This window comes from Egibacter rhizosphaerae (genome assembly GCF_004322855.1).
Classification (GTDB): Bacteria; Actinomycetota; Nitriliruptoria; order Euzebyales; family Egibacteraceae; genus Egibacter; species Egibacter rhizosphaerae.
The window spans coordinates 4,288,936-4,305,000 of record NZ_CP036402.1; the positions used below are offsets into that span (position 1 = coordinate 4,288,936).

The 16,065-nt window shown below is 73.8% G+C and carries 12 protein-coding genes and 1 pseudogene (1 of these 13 only partly in view); 12 read left to right on the top strand and 1 reads right to left on the bottom strand.

Features of this window, described 5'->3' with window-relative positions; translation table 11 throughout:
- Positions 1–161 precede the first annotated feature (161 nt).
- The 11 genes and pseudogenes from argC to ER308_RS19710 all read left to right on the top strand — a co-directional run bounded on the left by argC (position 162) and on the right by ER308_RS19710 (position 12,735).
- Positions 162–1,217, top strand: coding sequence for an N-acetyl-gamma-glutamyl-phosphate reductase (gene argC / locus ER308_RS19660; RefSeq protein ID WP_131156559.1), 1,056 nt, complete (start codon positions 162–164; stop codon positions 1,215–1,217).
- Positions 1,214–2,473 carry a bifunctional glutamate N-acetyltransferase/amino-acid acetyltransferase ArgJ gene (argJ, locus tag ER308_RS19665; RefSeq protein ID WP_131156560.1) on the top strand — a complete coding sequence of 420 codons (1,260 nt, stop codon included), beginning with the start codon at positions 1,214–1,216 and terminating at the stop codon, positions 2,471–2,473. Before argC ends, argJ begins: the two co-directional genes overlap by 4 nt.
- Before the next feature lie 5 nt (positions 2,474–2,478).
- Positions 2,479–3,390, top strand: coding sequence for an acetylglutamate kinase (argB, locus tag ER308_RS19670; RefSeq protein ID WP_131157128.1), 912 nt, complete (start codon positions 2,479–2,481; stop codon positions 3,388–3,390).
- A gap of 43 nt (positions 3,391–3,433) precedes the next feature.
- The gene (locus ER308_RS19675) at positions 3,434–4,663 is read left to right on the top strand and encodes an acetylornithine transaminase (protein WP_131156561.1); all 1,230 of its coding nucleotides are present in this window, start codon (positions 3,434–3,436) and stop codon (positions 4,661–4,663) included.
- On the top strand, positions 4,660–5,607 hold the full coding sequence (gene argF / locus ER308_RS19680) for an ornithine carbamoyltransferase (RefSeq protein WP_131156562.1): 948 nt from the start codon (positions 4,660–4,662) through the stop codon (positions 5,605–5,607). The genes ER308_RS19675 and argF overlap by 4 nt, the downstream gene beginning before the upstream one ends.
- Positions 5,604–6,014, top strand: a pseudogene (locus tag ER308_RS19685) (arginine repressor); the annotation flags it as partial. The gene argF and the pseudogene ER308_RS19685, both read left to right, overlap by 4 nt.
- Before the next feature lie 164 nt (positions 6,015–6,178).
- Complete coding sequence (locus tag ER308_RS19690) at positions 6,179–7,393, top strand: argininosuccinate synthase (protein ID WP_131156564.1); 1,215 nt, start codon at positions 6,179–6,181, stop codon at positions 7,391–7,393.
- Positions 7,394–8,827 carry an argininosuccinate lyase gene (gene argH / locus ER308_RS19695; protein WP_131156565.1) on the top strand — a complete coding sequence of 478 codons (1,434 nt, stop codon included), beginning with the start codon at positions 7,394–7,396 and terminating at the stop codon, positions 8,825–8,827. It begins immediately after the preceding gene.
- Between the two features lie 113 nt (positions 8,828–8,940).
- Complete coding sequence (locus tag ER308_RS19700; RefSeq protein WP_131156566.1) at positions 8,941–10,239, top strand: MFS transporter; 1,299 nt, start codon at positions 8,941–8,943, stop codon at positions 10,237–10,239.
- A 110-nt stretch (positions 10,240–10,349) separates the two neighbouring features.
- Complete coding sequence (gene polX / locus ER308_RS19705; RefSeq protein ID WP_165492266.1) at positions 10,350–12,083, top strand: DNA polymerase/3'-5' exonuclease PolX; 1,734 nt, start codon at positions 10,350–10,352, stop codon at positions 12,081–12,083.
- Positions 12,076–12,735 carry a DNA-3-methyladenine glycosylase gene (locus ER308_RS19710; RefSeq protein WP_131156568.1) on the top strand — a complete coding sequence of 220 codons (660 nt, stop codon included), beginning with the start codon at positions 12,076–12,078 and terminating at the stop codon, positions 12,733–12,735. The genes polX and ER308_RS19710 overlap by 8 nt, the downstream gene beginning before the upstream one ends.
- Here ER308_RS19710 and ER308_RS19715 read toward each other — a convergent pair.
- Positions 12,720–15,164 carry a PBP1A family penicillin-binding protein gene (locus tag ER308_RS19715; protein ID WP_165492267.1) on the bottom strand — a complete coding sequence of 815 codons (2,445 nt, stop codon included), beginning with the start codon at positions 15,162–15,164 and terminating at the stop codon, positions 12,720–12,722. The two genes, ER308_RS19710 and ER308_RS19715, sit on opposite strands and share 16 nt — an antisense overlap.
- Positions 15,165–15,252: 88 nt before the next feature.
- Between ER308_RS19715 and tyrS the strand changes: the two genes are divergently transcribed.
- On the top strand, positions 15,253–16,065 hold the 5' portion of the coding sequence (tyrS, locus tag ER308_RS19720; RefSeq protein ID WP_131156570.1) for a tyrosine--tRNA ligase. Its footprint extends 420 nt past the window's final position; the window shows 813 of its 1,233 coding nt (coding positions 1–813); its start codon is at positions 15,253–15,255; the stop codon falls past the right edge of the window.

The window sequence follows — 16,065 nt, forward strand, 5'->3', positions numbered from 1 at the left end:
GCGGCCGACGTCACGGGGTTCCAGGACTTCGATCCTCGGAAACGCACCGTCGGCGGTCTGCCCACCCCGTCGGTGCTGCATGGATATACAGGAACCTGTATAGTACGCGCGGCCGCCGGACAGGCGGCCACAGCCAGGATCGTTCGAACCGGAGGGCGCCGATGCGGGTCGGGATCGTAGGGGCCAGCGGCTACGGTGGCGCTGAGCTCGTCCGCCTCGTCGCCGCTCACCCGGCGCTCGACCTGCACGTCGCCGCCGGGAGCGGGAGCGCCGGCGAACGGCTCGACACGGCCGCCCCGCAGCTGGCCGGGTTGCCCGGCGCCGACCGCGCCCTCGCGCCGGCCGAGCCGGACGCCCTCGCCGGGTGCGACCTCGTCTTCATGGCGACCCCGCACGCGGTGAGCGCGGAGCTCGGCCCGGTGCTGGCCAACGGCGGGGCGACGGTCGTCGACCTGTCGGGCGCCTTCCGCCTGGAGGCGTCCGAGTTCGCCCGGTGGTACGGCCTCGACCACCCGGCGCCCGCGCGCACCCCGGCGCCGTACGGGCTGCCGGAGCTGTTCCGTACCGACCTCAAGGGAGCGCCGCTCGTCGCCGGCCCCGGGTGCTACCCGACCGCGGCGCTCCTCGCGCTCGCGCCCCTCACCGGCCTCGTCGACCCGGGCTCGGTCGTCATCACCGGCATGAGCGGGACCAGCGGAGCCGGCAAGGGCCTGCGCGCCGACCTGCACGCGAGCCACGCCATGGGCAACGTCGCGGCGTACGGCGCCCCCGGCCATCGCCACACGCCGGAGATCGAGCGCTGGTGGGCGGCCTACGCCCGGCAGCGGGGGGTCGCCGACGCCGCCGGCCTCGCCGAGCCCGTGCCACTGTCGTTCACCCCCCATCTCGTACCGATGCCGCGGGGCCAGCTCTGCACGGTCAGCGCGACCCTCGCCGAGGGCGCCGACGCGGCGGCGGTCACCGACGCCGTCGGGGCCTTCGCGGCCGCCGAGCCCTTCGTCGTGGCACGGCAGGCGTGGCCCGCCACCACCCACGTCGCCGGTGGCAACGGCGCGCACGTGCACGCGGCCGTCGACTCGCGAACGGGCCGGGTCACGGCGGCCTGTGCCCTCGACAACCTCCTCAAGGGCGCTGCCGGCCAGGCCCTGCAGGCGGCCAACGTGGCGCTCGGGCTCGACGAGGGCGCCGGCCTCTCCCCGGCCGGGGTGCACCCGTGAGCCCCGGGGGCAAGTCCGCAGCGGCATCGAATCCCGGCTGGCACGCCCACGCGGGTCCGCGCGGCGCGCTCGAGCCGCTCGGCGGAGGGGTCACCGCCGTGCCGGGGGTACGGGCCGCGGGGCGCGCGGTGGGGCTGCGCGCCTCCGGCAAGCCCGACCTCGCGCTCGTCGACTGCGGGGAGCCCGTGCCCGTCGGCCTCGTGCAGACCCGCAACCAGGTCGCGGCCGCGCCCGTGCGCGTGTCCGCCGCGCACGCCGCCGACGGACGCGCCCGCGCGGTGCTCCTGAACTCCGGCAGCGCGAACGCGTGCACCGGCGAGGCCGGTGAGTCCCTCGCACGCGCCTCCGCCGACTGGACCGCCGACGCCCTCGAGGCGAACGCGGCCGACGTGCTGGTCTGCTCGACCGGCGTCATCGGCGTGCCGATCCGCGAGGACGTCCTGTGCGCGGGCGTGCCCACGGTCGCGGCCGCCCTCGCCACCGACGGCGGAACGGACGCGGCGGGTGCCATCCTGACGACCGACACGGTGGCCAAGGAGGCGGCCGTCTCGGTGACCGACGACGAGGGCCGGACCGGCATCGTGGGCGGGATGGGCAAAGGCGTGGGCATGCTGGCGCCGGGTCTCGCGACGATGCTGGCGGTGGTCACGACCGACGTGCCGCTCGATGCCGAGGCCGCCCAGCGCGTGCTGGACCGTGCCGTGGCCCGGACGTTCAACCGCATCACCGTGGATGGCTGCATGTCGACCAACGACGCGGTCGTGCTCCTCGCCCGCGGCGGGGCCACCGATCCGCCGCCGGAGGCGGTCGTGGCCGACGCGGTCGAGCACGTGTGTGGCGACCTCGCCGAGCAGATGGTGCGGGACGGCGAGGGGGTGGGACACGTCGTGCACCTCACGGTGACCGGGGCGCGCACCGAGGAGGAGGCCGCCGACGTCGGGCGCGCCGTCGCCGACAGCGTCCTGTTTCGCACCGCGATCGCCGGGGGCGACCCGAACTGGGGCCGCGTGGTCGCCGCGGTCGGCGCCGGTCCCGTCGCCATCGAGCCGGATCGCCTCAGCGTGCGGTTCGGCGACGTGACCGTCTGCGAGCACGGGGCGGCCGCCGCCTTCGACCGCGCTGCCGCCGAGGCTGCCCTGAGCGGGGCGGACGTGACCGTGGAGGTCGGCCTGGGGCTCGGCGAGGCGCGCGCCACCTTGCTCACGAGCGATCTCACGCACGAGTACGTGACCATCAACGCCGACTACACGACGTGAGCGCGATGCTGCCGCCGAGCCTGACCGACCGCACCAAGCTCGCCCAGGAGAAGGCGCGGGTCCTGCGCGAGGCGCTGCCCTGGATCACCCGCTGGCGCGGGCGGACCGTCGTCGTGAAGTGGGGCGGCAACGTCGCGACCGACGGCGGCCCGGACGAGGCCACCGCCGCGTTCGCGGCGGACATCGCCCTCATGCGCTCGGTCGGCGTCGACGTCGTCGTCGTGCACGGCGGCGGCCCCCAGATCTCGGAGCTCGGCGGCAAGCTCGGGCTCGAGCCCACGTTCGTCGACGGGCAGCGCGTGACCGACGAGGCCACCCTCGACGTGGTGCAGCTCGTCCTGCTCGGGCAGGTCAACCCGTGGCTCGTCGGGCTCGTCAGCGCCGCCGGCGCCCCCGCGAGCGGCGTGTCGGGCACCGACGCCGGGCTCGTCACGGCGCGACCGGCCGACGCCCGGCTCGGTCGCGTCGGCGACGTCGCGTCGGTCGACCCGACGTTGTTGCGCTCGCTCCTGGCCGACGGCGCCGTCCCGGTGGTCGCGACCCTCGGCCGTGCCGCCGACGGGGCCGTCTACAACATCAACGCCGATCGGGTCGCGGGAGCGATCGCGACCGCGCTCGACGCCGACAAGCTCATCTACCTCACCAACGTGTCCGGCCTGTACGAGCACTTCGGCACCGAGCACTCGACGCTGCTGTCGGTGGTGAGTGCCGACCGGCTGCGGCGGATGCTGGCCGACGGGACCCTGGAGGCCGGGATGGTCCCCAAGATCGGCGGGGTCGTCGATGCCCTCGACGGCGGTGTCCCGCAAGCGCACCTGCTCGACGGGCGGATCGAGCACGCGCTCCTGCTCGAGGTCTTCACCGACGAGGGCATCGGGACGATGGTGACCCCCCGCGGGGAGGAGCCGTCGCCGTGATGCGCGTCCCGTACCGCGCCCCTGCGGCGGAGGAGGCACCCCGATGAGTTCCCCGCAACCCCCCGGCGCCTCGTTGTCCGCTCGCGAGGCCGCGGCGCTGTTGCCGACCTACGCGCGCCAGCCGGTCGAGTTCGTCGCCGGCGAGGGGACGCGCCTCACCGACCGCGAGGGCCGTCGCTACCTCGACTTCCTGTGCGGCCTGGCGGTCACGAGCCTCGGCCACGCCCACCCGGCCGTCGCCGAGGCCGTCGCGGCCCAGGCGCGGCAGCTCGTCCACGTCTCCAACCTCTTCTACACCGAGCCCCAGGTGGCGCTGGCGGAGCGGCTGCAGGCGGCCCTGGGATGGCCGGAGGGCCGCGCGTTCCTCTGCAACTCGGGCGCGGAGGCGAACGAGGCGGCGATCAAGCTCGCCCGCCGGTGGGGCAAAGCACGCGGCACCGCGAGCCAGGACAAGGTGCGCGTAGTCGCGCTCTCCGGCGGCTTCCACGGCCGCACGCTCGCGACCCTGCTCGCCACCGGCAACCCGGACAAGCACACGCCCTTCGAGCCGCTCGGCGACTGGGTGACCCACGTGCCCCACGACGATCCGGCTGAGCTCGAGGCCGCCGTCGGCGACGACGTCTGCGCGGTGTGGCTCGAGGTCGTGCAGGGGGAGGGCGGGGTGCGACCGGTGGCCCCGGAGATGCTGAAGGCCGCGCGCGAGGCCTGCGACCGCCACGATGCGCTGCTCGTCGTCGACGAGGTCCAGACCGGGATCGGTCGCCTGGGGGCCTGGTTCGGGTGGCAGACCACCGAGATCGAACCCGACGTCGTGTGCCTCGCGAAGGCCCTCGCGAACGGTCTGCCGATCGGCGCGATCGTGGCTCGCGGCGATGCTGCCGGGGTCTTCGGGCCCGGTGACCACGCGACGACCTTCGGCGGGGGGCCAGTCGTGTGCGCCGCCGCGAACGCGGTGCTGGACACCGTCCGTGACGAGGGGCTCGTCGCCCGCGCCGCCGATCTCGGCGCCGAGTTGACCGCCCGCGGCCGTGCGCTCGCCGAGACCCATGCCGAGGTGAGCGGGATCCGCGGCCAGGGGCTGCTGCAGGCGCTCGAGCTCGCCCGGCCGGTGGCCGCCCAGGTCCGTGAGAAGGCCCTGGAGCGAGGGCTCGTCGTGAACGACGTGCGGCCCGACGCCGTCCGCCTCAGCCCGCCGCTCATCATCGACGAGCACGACCTGGACGAGGCGCTGTCCGTGTTGACCGATTCCCTGGACGCACTGGAGCCCGCGTGACCCGCCATTTCCTCACCGTCGAAGACCTCTCCCGCGACGAGCTCCTCGCGCTGCTGGACCGCGCCGACGCGCTGAAGGCCCAGCGCACGACCGACCCCGGCGGCCCCCACCGCTTCGGCGAGGCCCTCGCCGGGCGGACCGTGGCACTTCTCTTCGAGAAGCCCTCCACCCGCACGCGGCTGTCGTTCGAGGTCGCCGTCCGAGAGCTGGGCGGCCACCCCCTGCCGCTGTCGTCCGGTGAGCTGCAGCTCGGCCGCGGCGAGACCATCGGTGACACCGCCCGCGTGATGAGCCGCTACGTTCACGCGGTCGTGCTGCGGACCTTCGGCCAGGATCGGCTCATCGAGCTGGCCACCCACGCCGACGTCCCGATCGTCAACGCGCTCAGCGATCTCGAGCACCCCTGCCAGGCGCTCGCCGACCTGCAGACCGTGCGTGCCCACACCGGGGGGCTCGAGGGGCGGCGGCTGGTCTACCTCGGCGACGGCAACAACGTCGCCCACTCGCTGCTCGTCGCCGGCGCGCTCACGGGACTGTCGGTCACCGTCGCCGCCCCGGTCGGCTACGAGCCCGACGGCGAGGTGCTCGCCCGCGCCCGCGGCCTGGCCGAGTCCACGGGTGCCGAGCTGACCGTCACCAACGACCCGAACGCCGCGTGCGACGGCGCGGACGCGGTCTACACCGACGTGTGGGCGAGCATGGGCCAGGAAGCCGAGGCCGAGGACCGGGTCGCGGCCTTCCGACCGTTCCAGCTGGACCGGTCGAAGCTGGACCGTGCCGCCGACCACGCGGTGGCCCTGCACTGCTTGCCCGCTCACCGCGGCGAGGAGATCACCGACGAGGTGATCGATGGGCCCCGCTCGGTGGTGTGGGAGCAGGCCGAGAACCGGTTGCACACCCAGAAGGCGCTCCTGCTCGATCTGCTGTCCCGGGGGGCGGGGTGACCGAACGCGCCGAACGTCAGCGGTTCGTGCGCGACCTCGTCGCGCGCTACGAGGTCGCGAGCCAGCGGGAACTCGTCGAGTTGCTCGCGGCCGAGGGCCTCGAGGCCACGCAGGCGACGGTGAGCCGGGACCTCGACGAGCTCGGCATCGGCAAACAGCGCGGCGCGGACGGGCGCGTCGCGTACGCGCTGCCCGAGCCGGGCGGCGTCGCCCAACGGCTGCGGCAGTTCGCGACGGCGATCGATGCCAGCGGGAACCTCGCCGTGATCCGGACCCCGCCCGGCGCCGCCGCGGCGGTCGCGAGCGCGATCGACGACGCGGACCTGCCGCACGTGCTCGCGACGGTCCAGGGGGACGACACGCTGCTGGTCGTCGCCGAGGAGGGGCGGAGCGGAGCCGAGATCGCCGAGCTGTTGCGCGTGCGCAAGGAGGCCCGCCCACCGGTGACGGTGCCGCGCGAGCAGGACGAGGCCACCGAGCCCGGCCGTGGCGCCGGCGAGACGCCCGGCACGAGCGGCGCGGATCCATCCGACCGAACGATCCCCGAGACCCGAGCGAAGGAAGCCCAACGATGACCGACAGCTCCGCACCCCGGGTCGTGCTCGCCTACTCCGGCGGGCTCGACACGTCCGTGGCGATCCGCTGGCTCGCCGAGCACAAGGGCTACGAGACGATCGCGCTGGCCATCGACGTCGGCCAGGCCGCACCGGGCGAGATGGACCGGGTCCAGCAGCGCGCGCTCGATTGTGGCGCGGTCGAGTCGCTCGTGGTCGATGCGAAGGACGAGTTCGCCGACGACTTCGTAGCGCCGGCCGTGGCCGCGAACGCGCTCTACATGGGCAAGTATCCCCTGGTGTCCGCGCTCAGCCGACCGATCATCACCCGCCACCTCGTGCGCGTGGCGCAGGAGCACGGCGCCGACGCGATCGCGCACGGTTGCACGGGCAAGGGCAACGACCAGGTGCGCTTCGAGGTCACCGCGATGGCGGTCGCCCCAGACCTCGCCGTCGAGGCCCCGATCCGCGAGTGGGGCCTGTCGCGCGACGGCGCGATCGCGTGGGCGCGCGAGCGCGACATCCCGATCCCGGTTTCGAAGGGGTCGGCCTACTCGATCGACGAGAACCTCTGGGGTCGCACCGCCGAGTGCGGCATCCTCGAGGACCCGTGGGCGCAACCGCCCGAGGAGGTCTACGAGCGGTCCGCGGCGCTGGCCGAGACACCCGACGAGCCCGAGGAGCTCACCCTCGCGTTCGAGGACGGCCTGCCCGTCGCCCTCGACGGCGAGAAGCTGGCGCTGCGCGAGCTGATCGCCGAGGTCGACCGCCGCGCGGGCCGCCACGGCGTCGGCCGGATCGACATGGTCGAGGACCGCCTCGTGGGGATCAAGAGCCGCGAGATCTACGAGTGCCCGGGCGCGGTCACGATCCTCGCCGCGCACCGTGATCTCGAGGACCTCTGCCTCGAGCAGGAGCTCGCGCAGGAGAAGCGCGGCCTCGAGAGCCGCTACGCCCAGATCGTCTACAACGGGCTCTGGTACACGCCGCTCAAGCGCGCCATCGACGCGTTCGTCGCCGAGACGCAGCGGTTCGTCGCCGGCGAGGTCCGCGTGCAGCTGTTCAAGGGCCATGCGGCCGTCGTCGGGCGACGCAGCGAGCGGGGCCTCTACGACCTCTCGCTCGCCACCTACGACGAAGCCGACCAGTTCGATCAGAGTCAGGCCGAGGGCTTCGTGAAGCTGTGGGGCCTGCCGACGAAGGTGTGGGCGCAGCGACAGGGACACCTGTAGATGCCGCCGGATTCGTCCGAGCAGGGGCGGCTCTGGGGCGGGCGCTTCGGGGAGGAGCCCGATGCCGCCGCCTGGGCGCTCGGTCGGGACCCGTCCGATCGGCGCCTGTGGCGGCAGGACCTCGCGGGCAGCCGCGCGCACGCAGACGAGCTGCTCCGGCTCGGCATCCTGTCGCACGACGACCACGCCGCGATCACCGCGGGTCTGGAGCAGATCGCGGAGGAGTTCGCCGAGGGGCGGTTCGCCTTCCGCGCGGATGACGAGGACCTGCACGGCGCGATCGAGCGGCGCCTGCTGGAGATCAGCGGCGAGGTCGGCGGGCGGCTGCGGGCCGGCCGCAGCCGCAACGACCAGATCGCGAGCGACCTCAAGCTCTATCTCGCCGAGGCGATCGACGGCCTGCTGTCGGGCCTGCGTGGGCTGCAGGCCGCCCTGGTGGACCAGGCCGAGGCCTGCGTGGACTGGCTCGCCCCGGGCTACACGCACCTGCAGCGCGCCCAGCCCGTGACGCTCGGCCATCACCTGCTCGCGCACGCCTGGGCGCTGGACCGCGATGCCGAGCGGCTGGCCGGCGCGCGGGCGCGGGCGCTCGCGCAGTCGCCCTTGGGCTCCGGGGCCCTCGCCGGCCTGACCCTGGAGCTCGACCCCGCACGGTACGCGGCCGCGCTGGGATTCGACGGCCCGGCGCCGAACTCGATGGACGCCATCGCGGACCGCGACACCTCCATCGAGTTCCTCGCGGCCGCGGCCACGCTGGGGATGCATCTCTCGCGCCTGGGGGAGGAGATCGTGCTCTGGGCGAGCGAGGAGTTCGGCTGGGTCCGTGTGGGCGACGCCTTCTCGACTGGCTCGTCGATCATGCCGCAGAAGCGCAACCCCGACGTCGCGGAGCTCGTGCGGGGCAAGAGCGGCCGGCTCGTGGGCGACCTCGTGAGCTTGCTGGTGACGCTCAAGGGCCTGCCGCTCGCCTACAACCGGGACCTGCAGGAGGACAAGCCCCCCGTCTTCGATGCCGTTGACACCCTCGAGCTGACCCTTCCGGCGATGGCCGGGACCGTGCAGTCGCTCGCGTTCGACCGGGAGCGGCTCGCGTCGAACGCGGCCGGGGGCTTCGCGCTGGCCACCGACGTCGCGGAGGCCCTCGTGCGCCGCGGCGTCCCGTTCCGCGTGGCCCACGAGCGCGTCGGGGAGGCGGTGTCCGCCCTCGAGCGCGACGGCGTGGACCTGCAGGGTCTGGCACCCGAGCGCCTCGCCGAGTTGCTCCCGGAGCTGGCCGACGCGCCCGACCTCGGCGACGCGGCGGCCGCCGTCGCCCGGCGCGCGGCCTCGCTCGGACCCGCCCCCGAGCGGGTGGCCGAGCAGGCGCGCGTGCTGCGAGCCCGTCTGTCCGTCCTCCCCCCGGACCAGGTCCCCCGGATGGGGTCCCCCGAATAGGGGACTTCCCGGGACGGCGACCGCGTTCATAGCCTGCCACCACACGCGCGCGGGGGGCGCCCGCGTCGGGGGGAGCAGGCGACAGGAGCGCGAGCGGTGCACGAGCTCCGTGGATGGCCGTGATCGAGCGCGTCGGAGTACTGGCGCCGCTGCGCCACCGCGACTACCGCCTGCTGGCGTGCGCGCAGCTGGTCTCCCTCGCGGGCGACGGGTTCTTCCGCGTCGCGATCGGCGTGCAGGTGCTGCTCGTCTCCAACGACGCGGGCGCGGTCGCCGTGGTGGCGATCGCGTGGGCGGGCGGGCTGATCGCCTCCTTGCCGTTCGGCGGTTGGGCGAGCGACCGATTCGAGCGTCGCCGCGTCATGATCGCGGCCGATCTCTGGCGCGCCGCGATGATGGGCGCGATCGGCTGGCTGTCGGTCACCGGTCAGCTGGAGTTGTGGCAGCTGCTCACGCTCGGGGCACTGTTCGGCTTCGGCAACGGCTTCTTCAATCCCGCCGCCACGTCGCTCGTGCCCCAGCTGCTCCCGGACGCCGACCTCCCGCGGGCGAACGCGTTCCTGGGGGTGGCACGGCCGGGGATGATCTTCATCCTCGGTCCGCTGCTCGGCGGGGGCGTGGTGGCGGTCACCGGGGCCGGCATGGCACTGCTCCTCGACGCGGTCACGTTCCTCGTGAGCGCGGCCCTGCTCCTGCGGGTGCGACGCCAGCCCGCGGCGAGCGAGGCGACCGGCTCGATGCGCGAGACCTTCCGGGCGATCGCCGCCGGCCTGCGGTTCGTCGCGCGGACGAACTGGGCGTGGCCGTGGTTGCTCGGCTCGTCGATCGGGACCCTCGCGTTCCACGGGCCGTTCGACGTGCTCCTGCCGTACCTGCTGTTCAACGAGCTCGCCATGGCCGAGGGCGAGGTCGCGCGCACCATCAGCCTCGTCCTCGCCGCCGGCGGTCTCGGGTCGGTGATCGTGTCCACGGTCATCGGCCAGCGGGACCTGCCGAGGCGGTTCGTGACCGTCATGTACCTCTGTGAGGCCGGGGCCGTCGCGTCCCTCGCGATCCTCGGCCTCATGACCGCGACGTGGCACGGGATCGTGGCCGGCGCCCTCGTCTTCACGCTCTTCGCGGTCAGCGAGATCATCTGGACCACGACGATGCAGCGGCTGGTCCCGAGCGAGTTGCTGGGACGGGTGTCGAGCGTCGATTGGTTCGCGAACATCAGCCTCGCACCGGCCTCGTTCGGCGTCGCGTGGCTGTTCGACGAGCTCCTCGGTCCCCGCGGCGGGCTGATCGCTGCCGCGGCGGTCGGTGCCGGGGTGCTGCTGGTGCTGCTCTCGGTCCCCGGAACGCGCCAGCCGGAGCGCATGTCACGGGCGCGCGGCGATGCGGTCAGCGGTCCGCATTCCGACGAGGCCTGACGGCCGTCGGCACACTCGGCGGGAACCGGCCCGCCGCCATCGCGGGATCGGGCGGCCGCGGCGGCCTCGCCGCGGCATCCTGAGGGGGTCGCCTGTCACGAGGAGCGCTGGTGAGTTGGACCAACACCGAGCTCGAACGGTCGTTCAAGGAGATCGCCGAGCTCCTCGAGCTCGACGGGGCGGACCGCTTCCGGGTTCGCGCCTATGAGCGCGCGGCGGCCGCCGCCGCCGCCGCACGGGAGGACCTCGGCACCGTCGAGCGCGAGCGGCTGACCGAGGTCGAGGGCGTGGGGAGCTCGACCGCCGAGAAGATCATCGAGTGGCGTGAGCACGGCTCCATGAGCCTGCTCGAGGACCTGCGGGCGCGTGTGCCGTCGGGGGTGCGTGAGCTCACCGGGGTGCCCGGGCTCGGGCCGAAGCTCGCTCGTCGACTCCACGACGAGTTGGGCGTCGACTCGCTGGACGCCCTGCGCGCCGCGATCGACGCCGGCGACGTCGCCGCCCTGTCGGGCCTGGGAGCCAAGCGCGCGGAGAACCTGCGCGCCGGCCTGTCCCGGCTGGGGGGCAAGGACGCCGACCGCCACCCGATCGGCGACGTGCTGCCCCTCGCGGAGCGTCTCGTGCGGGAGCTTGAGGAGCTCCCGTCCGCCCGGGCCGCCGCGTACGCCGGCTCGCTCCGGCGCCTGCGCGAGACGATCGGGGACCTCGACGTGCTCGTGGCCACCCACCACCCGGGCGACGTGCGCGCCGCGGTGCCCGAGCTCGGCCCGGTGGCGGAGGTCGTGTCCGGCGGGGACCGCAAGCTGCACGTGCGCAGCCGCAGCATCGACATCGGCATCGACATCCGCTTCGTGCCTCCCGATGCCTGGGGAGCGGCGCTGTGCTACTTCACCGGGTCGAAGGCGCACAACGTGCGCGTGCGCGAGCGTGCCGTCCGACGCGGGCTGTCGCTCAACGAGTACGGGCTCTGGCGCGACGAGACCCGGATCGCGGGATCGACCGAGGAGGAGGTCTACGTCGCGCTCGACCTGCCCTGGATCTCTCCGTCGTTGCGCGAGGACACCGGGGAGGTGGAGGCCGGCGACAGCGGGCACCTGCCCGACGTCGTGGAGCCCGCCGACCTGTGCGGGGACCTGCACGGGCACAGCGACTGGTCCGGGGACGGCCGGGCGAGCCTCGACGAGATGGTCGCGGCCGCGGCCTCGCGGGGATGGGACTACTGGGCGGTCACCGACCACGCGATCGGCCTCGCGATCAACGGCCTCGACACCGACGGCTTCGCGCGGCGCCGGGAGGCCATCGCCGAGCTGCGTCCGCGGGCCGGCATCGCGATCCTCGACGCCGTGGAACTGAACATCGCGGTCGACGGGAGCGTCGACTTCGACGACGCGGAGCTGGCCGGTTTCGACCTGTGCGTCGCGGCGATCCACACGCAGATGGATCGCCCGCGGGACGTGCAGACCCGACGCGTGCTCACGGCCATGGCGAATCCGCACGTGCACGTGATCGGCCACCTCACCGGCCGCAAGATCGGCCGACGCCCGCCGATCGACCTCGACGTCGATGCGGTCGTGGCCGAGGCGGTACGCACGGGCACGGCGTTGGAGGTCAACGGGTCCCCGGCGCGGCTCGATCTCTCCGGCGAGCTCGTCCGGAAAGCGGTGGAGGCGGGGGCCACCCTCACGATCTCGAGCGACGCCCACGAACCGGGGGAGTTGCGCAACGTCGAGACCGGCGTCGGAACCGCGCAACGGGGATGGGCGAGGGCCGCGGACGTGTTGAACTGCCGCGACGCCGACGGGCTCCGAGCGTTCGTCGACGAGAAGCGGACCGGGCGTGGGTGACGTGCGCGTCCCGGCGTGCCAGCCCGGCCCGCTGCCCGGCCGTGCGCTGGGGCGGGAGGTGTTCGCCCGCCCCGCCACCGAGGTGGCTCGGGACCTCGTGGGATCGATCCTGGTGCGCGCCGACGAGGGGCTGGCCGCCCGCATCGTCGAGACCGAGGCGTACACCGAGGACGACCCCGCGTGCCACGGCCATCGGGGCCGCACGGAGGCGAACGCGGCGTTGTTCGGCCCACCGGGAACCGCCTACGTCTACCGGTCGTACGGCATCCACTGGCTCTGCAACGTCGCGACGGCCGCGGCCGGGGAGGCCGACGGCGTCCTGTTGCGCGCCGCGGAGCCACTCGCGGGCTGGGAGCTCATACGGACGCGTCGCGGGTCACGCGTCCCGGACCGCGACCTGCTGCGGGGACCGGGACGCCTCGCGCAGGCGTTCGGCCTCGACGGGTCCTGGAACGGACAGGACCTCTGCGGCCCACCGCCCGCGGCACTGCACCTGCGCGGCGACGACCAGCATCCGGAACGCGTGGCTGGTCCCCGCGTCGGCATCGCACGGGCGGCCGATTGGCCACGGCGCTGGCACGTGCCCGGCAGCCGGTGGGTGTCCCCGTACCAACGGAACCCTCGTGCACGCGAACCTCAGGGCTCGGGGTAGGCGAACACCTCGACGCGGTCGTGGATCGGTAGCTCCCGGCCGTGTCCGGGGGTGACGTCCCAGACCGCGCCCGGGCGGTGCCGGGCGCCGGTGCAGGTCTCCCCCCCGTCGGGGCACTGTTGCACCACGTCGACCGCGAAGCCCTCGTCCCGCAGCCGCGCCTCGGCCTCGTCGAGGGACGCGCTCAACACGTCCGGCACCGTGACGCGCGTCCGATCGGCCGACGAGACCCGCACGACGGCCTCCCATCCGTCGGGAAGGTCGACGTCGTCGCCGGGGGCCGGCTGTTGCTCGATCGCGACGCCCGGGGGTCGGCTCGCATCGAAGAGCGGCTCGACCTCCACCGCGAAGCCCTCGTCCCGCAGTCGGGTGACGGCCTCCTCCTCGGGCACACCCGCCACATCGGGGACGTCCCCGGTGGTCGCGGTCTCGGCGTCCTCGCACGGTTCGGTCGGCTGCTCGCCTTCGAGGAAGGCCCGCTCCTCGACGTCCTCGGGGGACGTGAAGCGCGTGGGCAGGCACCCGCGGGTCACGTCGACCTCGCGGTGGACCAGGCGCTCCTCGGGGACGGCGAACTCGCTCGCGGGGAGGTCCCCGAGCGCGCCGAGCCCGAACCGGGCGAAGAGCTCCGCCGGCCAGGTGCCGCCCTGCACCCGGGTTCTGGTCGTCGGCGGGACCATCGCCCGGGTCCCGTCCGGGAACCCGATCCACACCGCGGCCGCCAGGTCCGGCGTGAAGCCGGTGAACCACGCGTCCGCGCGTCGTTGGCTGGTCCCGGTCTTGCCCGCCGTGGGCCGCTCCAGGTGGGCCCGCTCGCCGGTCCCACGGCTCACGACCTCGGTGAGCGCGTCGGTGACCTGCCAGGCGGTCGTCTCGTCGAGCACCCGCTCGCCGTCGATCGCGCCCCGCTGGTACACGGTCTCGCCATCGGGGCCCGTGATCTCCCGCACGACGGTCGGCTCACGTCGGATCCCGCCCGAGGCGAGCGTCGCCTGCACCGAGGCCATCTCGAGCACCGAGACCTCCGCGGATCCGAGGGCGATCGCCCGCGTCTCGGCGAGGTCGCGCTGCACACCGAGGTCACGCGCCGTCTCGGCGATCCGCGCCGCCCCGAGCTCCTGGGCCAGGTGGGCGAACGCGACGTTGACGCTGTTCGTCGTCGCCTCCCGCAGGGACACGATCCCGTGGTCGCGGTCCTCGAAGTTGCTCACCGTCCACGGCTCCGGCTCGCCGGGCACGGGCTCGAACTCCTCCTCGGCCGGCGCCTCGAGCTGGTCGTCGAGCGTCCAGCCGTGCTCCAACGCCGCGGCGAGGACGATCGGCTTGAACGCGCTGGCCGGTTGGCGTGCCGCCTGGGTCGCGAGGTTGAACCGGCTGCTGTCGTCGTCCTCGGCGTGCCAGTCCCGACCGCCGACGAGCGCGCGGACCTCCCCGGTCTGCGGGTCGATGGCGACGACGCCCGCCCGGGGATCGTCCGGCTCCGGCAGGGTGGCCTCGACCGCCTCCTCGGCGGACGCCTGCCACCGGGGGTCCAGGGTGGTCTCGATCTCGAGGCCCCCGCGGAAGATCGCCTCGGCGCGCTCGGTCGGGGTCGCTCCGAGGGCCCCGAACCGTTCGTCGTGCTGCAGCTCGCGCAGGACGTGATCGACGAAGTAGGGGGCGGCCCATTCGTCGGCCTCGTCCTGCGGCTGGAGGTCGAGGTCGCGGGTCCGGGCCGCCTGTGCCTCCTCCTCCGTGATGAAGCCGTGCCTGGCCATCTGCTCCAGGACGAGGTCGCGACGAGCCTTCGCCGCCTCGGGATCGGCCAGCGGGTCGTGGGTCGAGGGCGACTGCAGCACGCCGGCGAGCAGCGCGGACTCCGCGAGCCCGAGTTCCTCGACGTCGCGCGAGAAGTACCGCCGCGCGGTGGCCTGTACGCCGTAGGCCCCGTGACCGAAGTAGACCTCGTTCAGGTAGCGCTCCAGGATCGCCGCCTTGCCGAGCTGGGCCTCGAGGCGCAGGGCGACACTGGCCTCCTCGATCTTGCGCTCGAGGGTCGGTTCGCCGCCCGTGACCGTGTTCTTCGCGAGCTGCTGGGTGATCGTCGAGCCGCCCTCCACGACCTCCCCGTGGGTCGCGTTGCGCAGGACCGCGCGTCCCAGGCCCCGCACGTCGACCCCGACGTGGTCCTCGAAGCGTGCGTCCTCGATGGCCAGCACCGCGTCGCGCAGCTCGCCCGGCATGGCCTCGAGCTCGACCACCTCACGGTTGATCTCCCCGTGGAGCTCGGCGAGCACGCGGCCCTCGGCGTCGTGGATCACGCTCGTCTGCTCCGGAGGACGCAGCTCGACCTCGTCCACCGGCGCGAAGGTGACCACGGGGCTGCACGCGCCTGCGAGCCCGAGAAGTGCGGCCGTCCCGGCCAGGAGGGCCAGCCTCCGAGCGTGCATCACACCTCCGGTGGTCGGGCGATCGGGCGGTCGGTCTGGGTCGTGCCGGTCGCCTGACGGCCGGGTTCCCTGCAGTAGCCTTCGGCACATGAGCACGGTTGCTGAACCACCTCACGCGCAGCTACGAGTACTCACCGACGGTGTGGATCAGGTGCTGCCGGGCGGCGAGCTCGAGCGCAAGCTCGACGCGATCGATCGTGGTGAGCGCGGCCCGCTGCGGGTCAAGTTCGGAATGGACCCGACCAGCCCCGATGTCCACGTCGGCCACACGGTGGTGCTGCGCAAGCTTCGGGAGTTCCAGTCCTTCGGGCACACCGCGGTGCTGATCATCGGTGGGTTCACCGCGCAGGTCGGCGATCCCTCGGGGCGGTCGGCTGCACGTCCCCGTCTCAGCCCCGAGGAGGTCCGTGCCAACGCGGCGACGTACCTCGAGCAGGTAAGGCGGGTGCTGCTGCCCGAGCCCTTGGAGGTGGTCGACAACACCGATTGGCTCGGGGGGCTCGACATGGGCGACGTGCTGCGCCTGGCGTCGCAGGCAACGGTCGCACAGATGCTCGAGCGCTCGGACTTCGCGGCGCGGTACGAGGCGGGACGGCCGATCGCCGTGAGCGAGTTCCTCTATCCGTTGCTGCAGGGTCACGACTCCGTGGAGGTCCGCGCCGGCGTCGAGCTCGGGGGCACCGACCAGACGTTCAACCTCCTCGTCGGCCGTCAGCTGCAGGCCGTCGCGGGGCAAGACCCTCAGACCGTGGTCACGCTGCCGCTGCTCGAGGGCCTCGACGGCTCGGAGAAGATGTCGAAGACCTCGGGCAACACGATCGGCGTGGACGAAGAACCCGCCGAGATGTTCGGCAAGGCCATGCGGGTGCGCGACGAGCTGATGGTGAAGTACCTGCGGCTG

Coding starts and splice junctions, on each gene's coding strand:
- ER308_RS19700 (WP_131156566.1), top strand. CDS start 8,941: ATGGCCGTGATCGAGCGCGTCGGAGTACTGGCGCCGCTGCGCCACCGC.
- ER308_RS19675 (WP_131156561.1), top strand. CDS start 3,434: ATGAGTTCCCCGCAACCCCCCGGCGCCTCGTTGTCCGCTCGCGAGGCC.
- ER308_RS19715 (WP_165492267.1), bottom strand. CDS start 15,164: ATGCACGCTCGGAGGCTGGCCCTCCTGGCCGGGACGGCCGCACTTCTC.
- argH (WP_131156565.1), top strand. CDS start 7,394: ATGCCGCCGGATTCGTCCGAGCAGGGGCGGCTCTGGGGCGGGCGCTTC.
- argC (WP_131156559.1), top strand. CDS start 162: ATGCGGGTCGGGATCGTAGGGGCCAGCGGCTACGGTGGCGCTGAGCTC.
- ER308_RS19690 (WP_131156564.1), top strand. CDS start 6,179: ATGACCGACAGCTCCGCACCCCGGGTCGTGCTCGCCTACTCCGGCGGG.
- argB (WP_131157128.1), top strand. CDS start 2,479: ATGCTGCCGCCGAGCCTGACCGACCGCACCAAGCTCGCCCAGGAGAAG.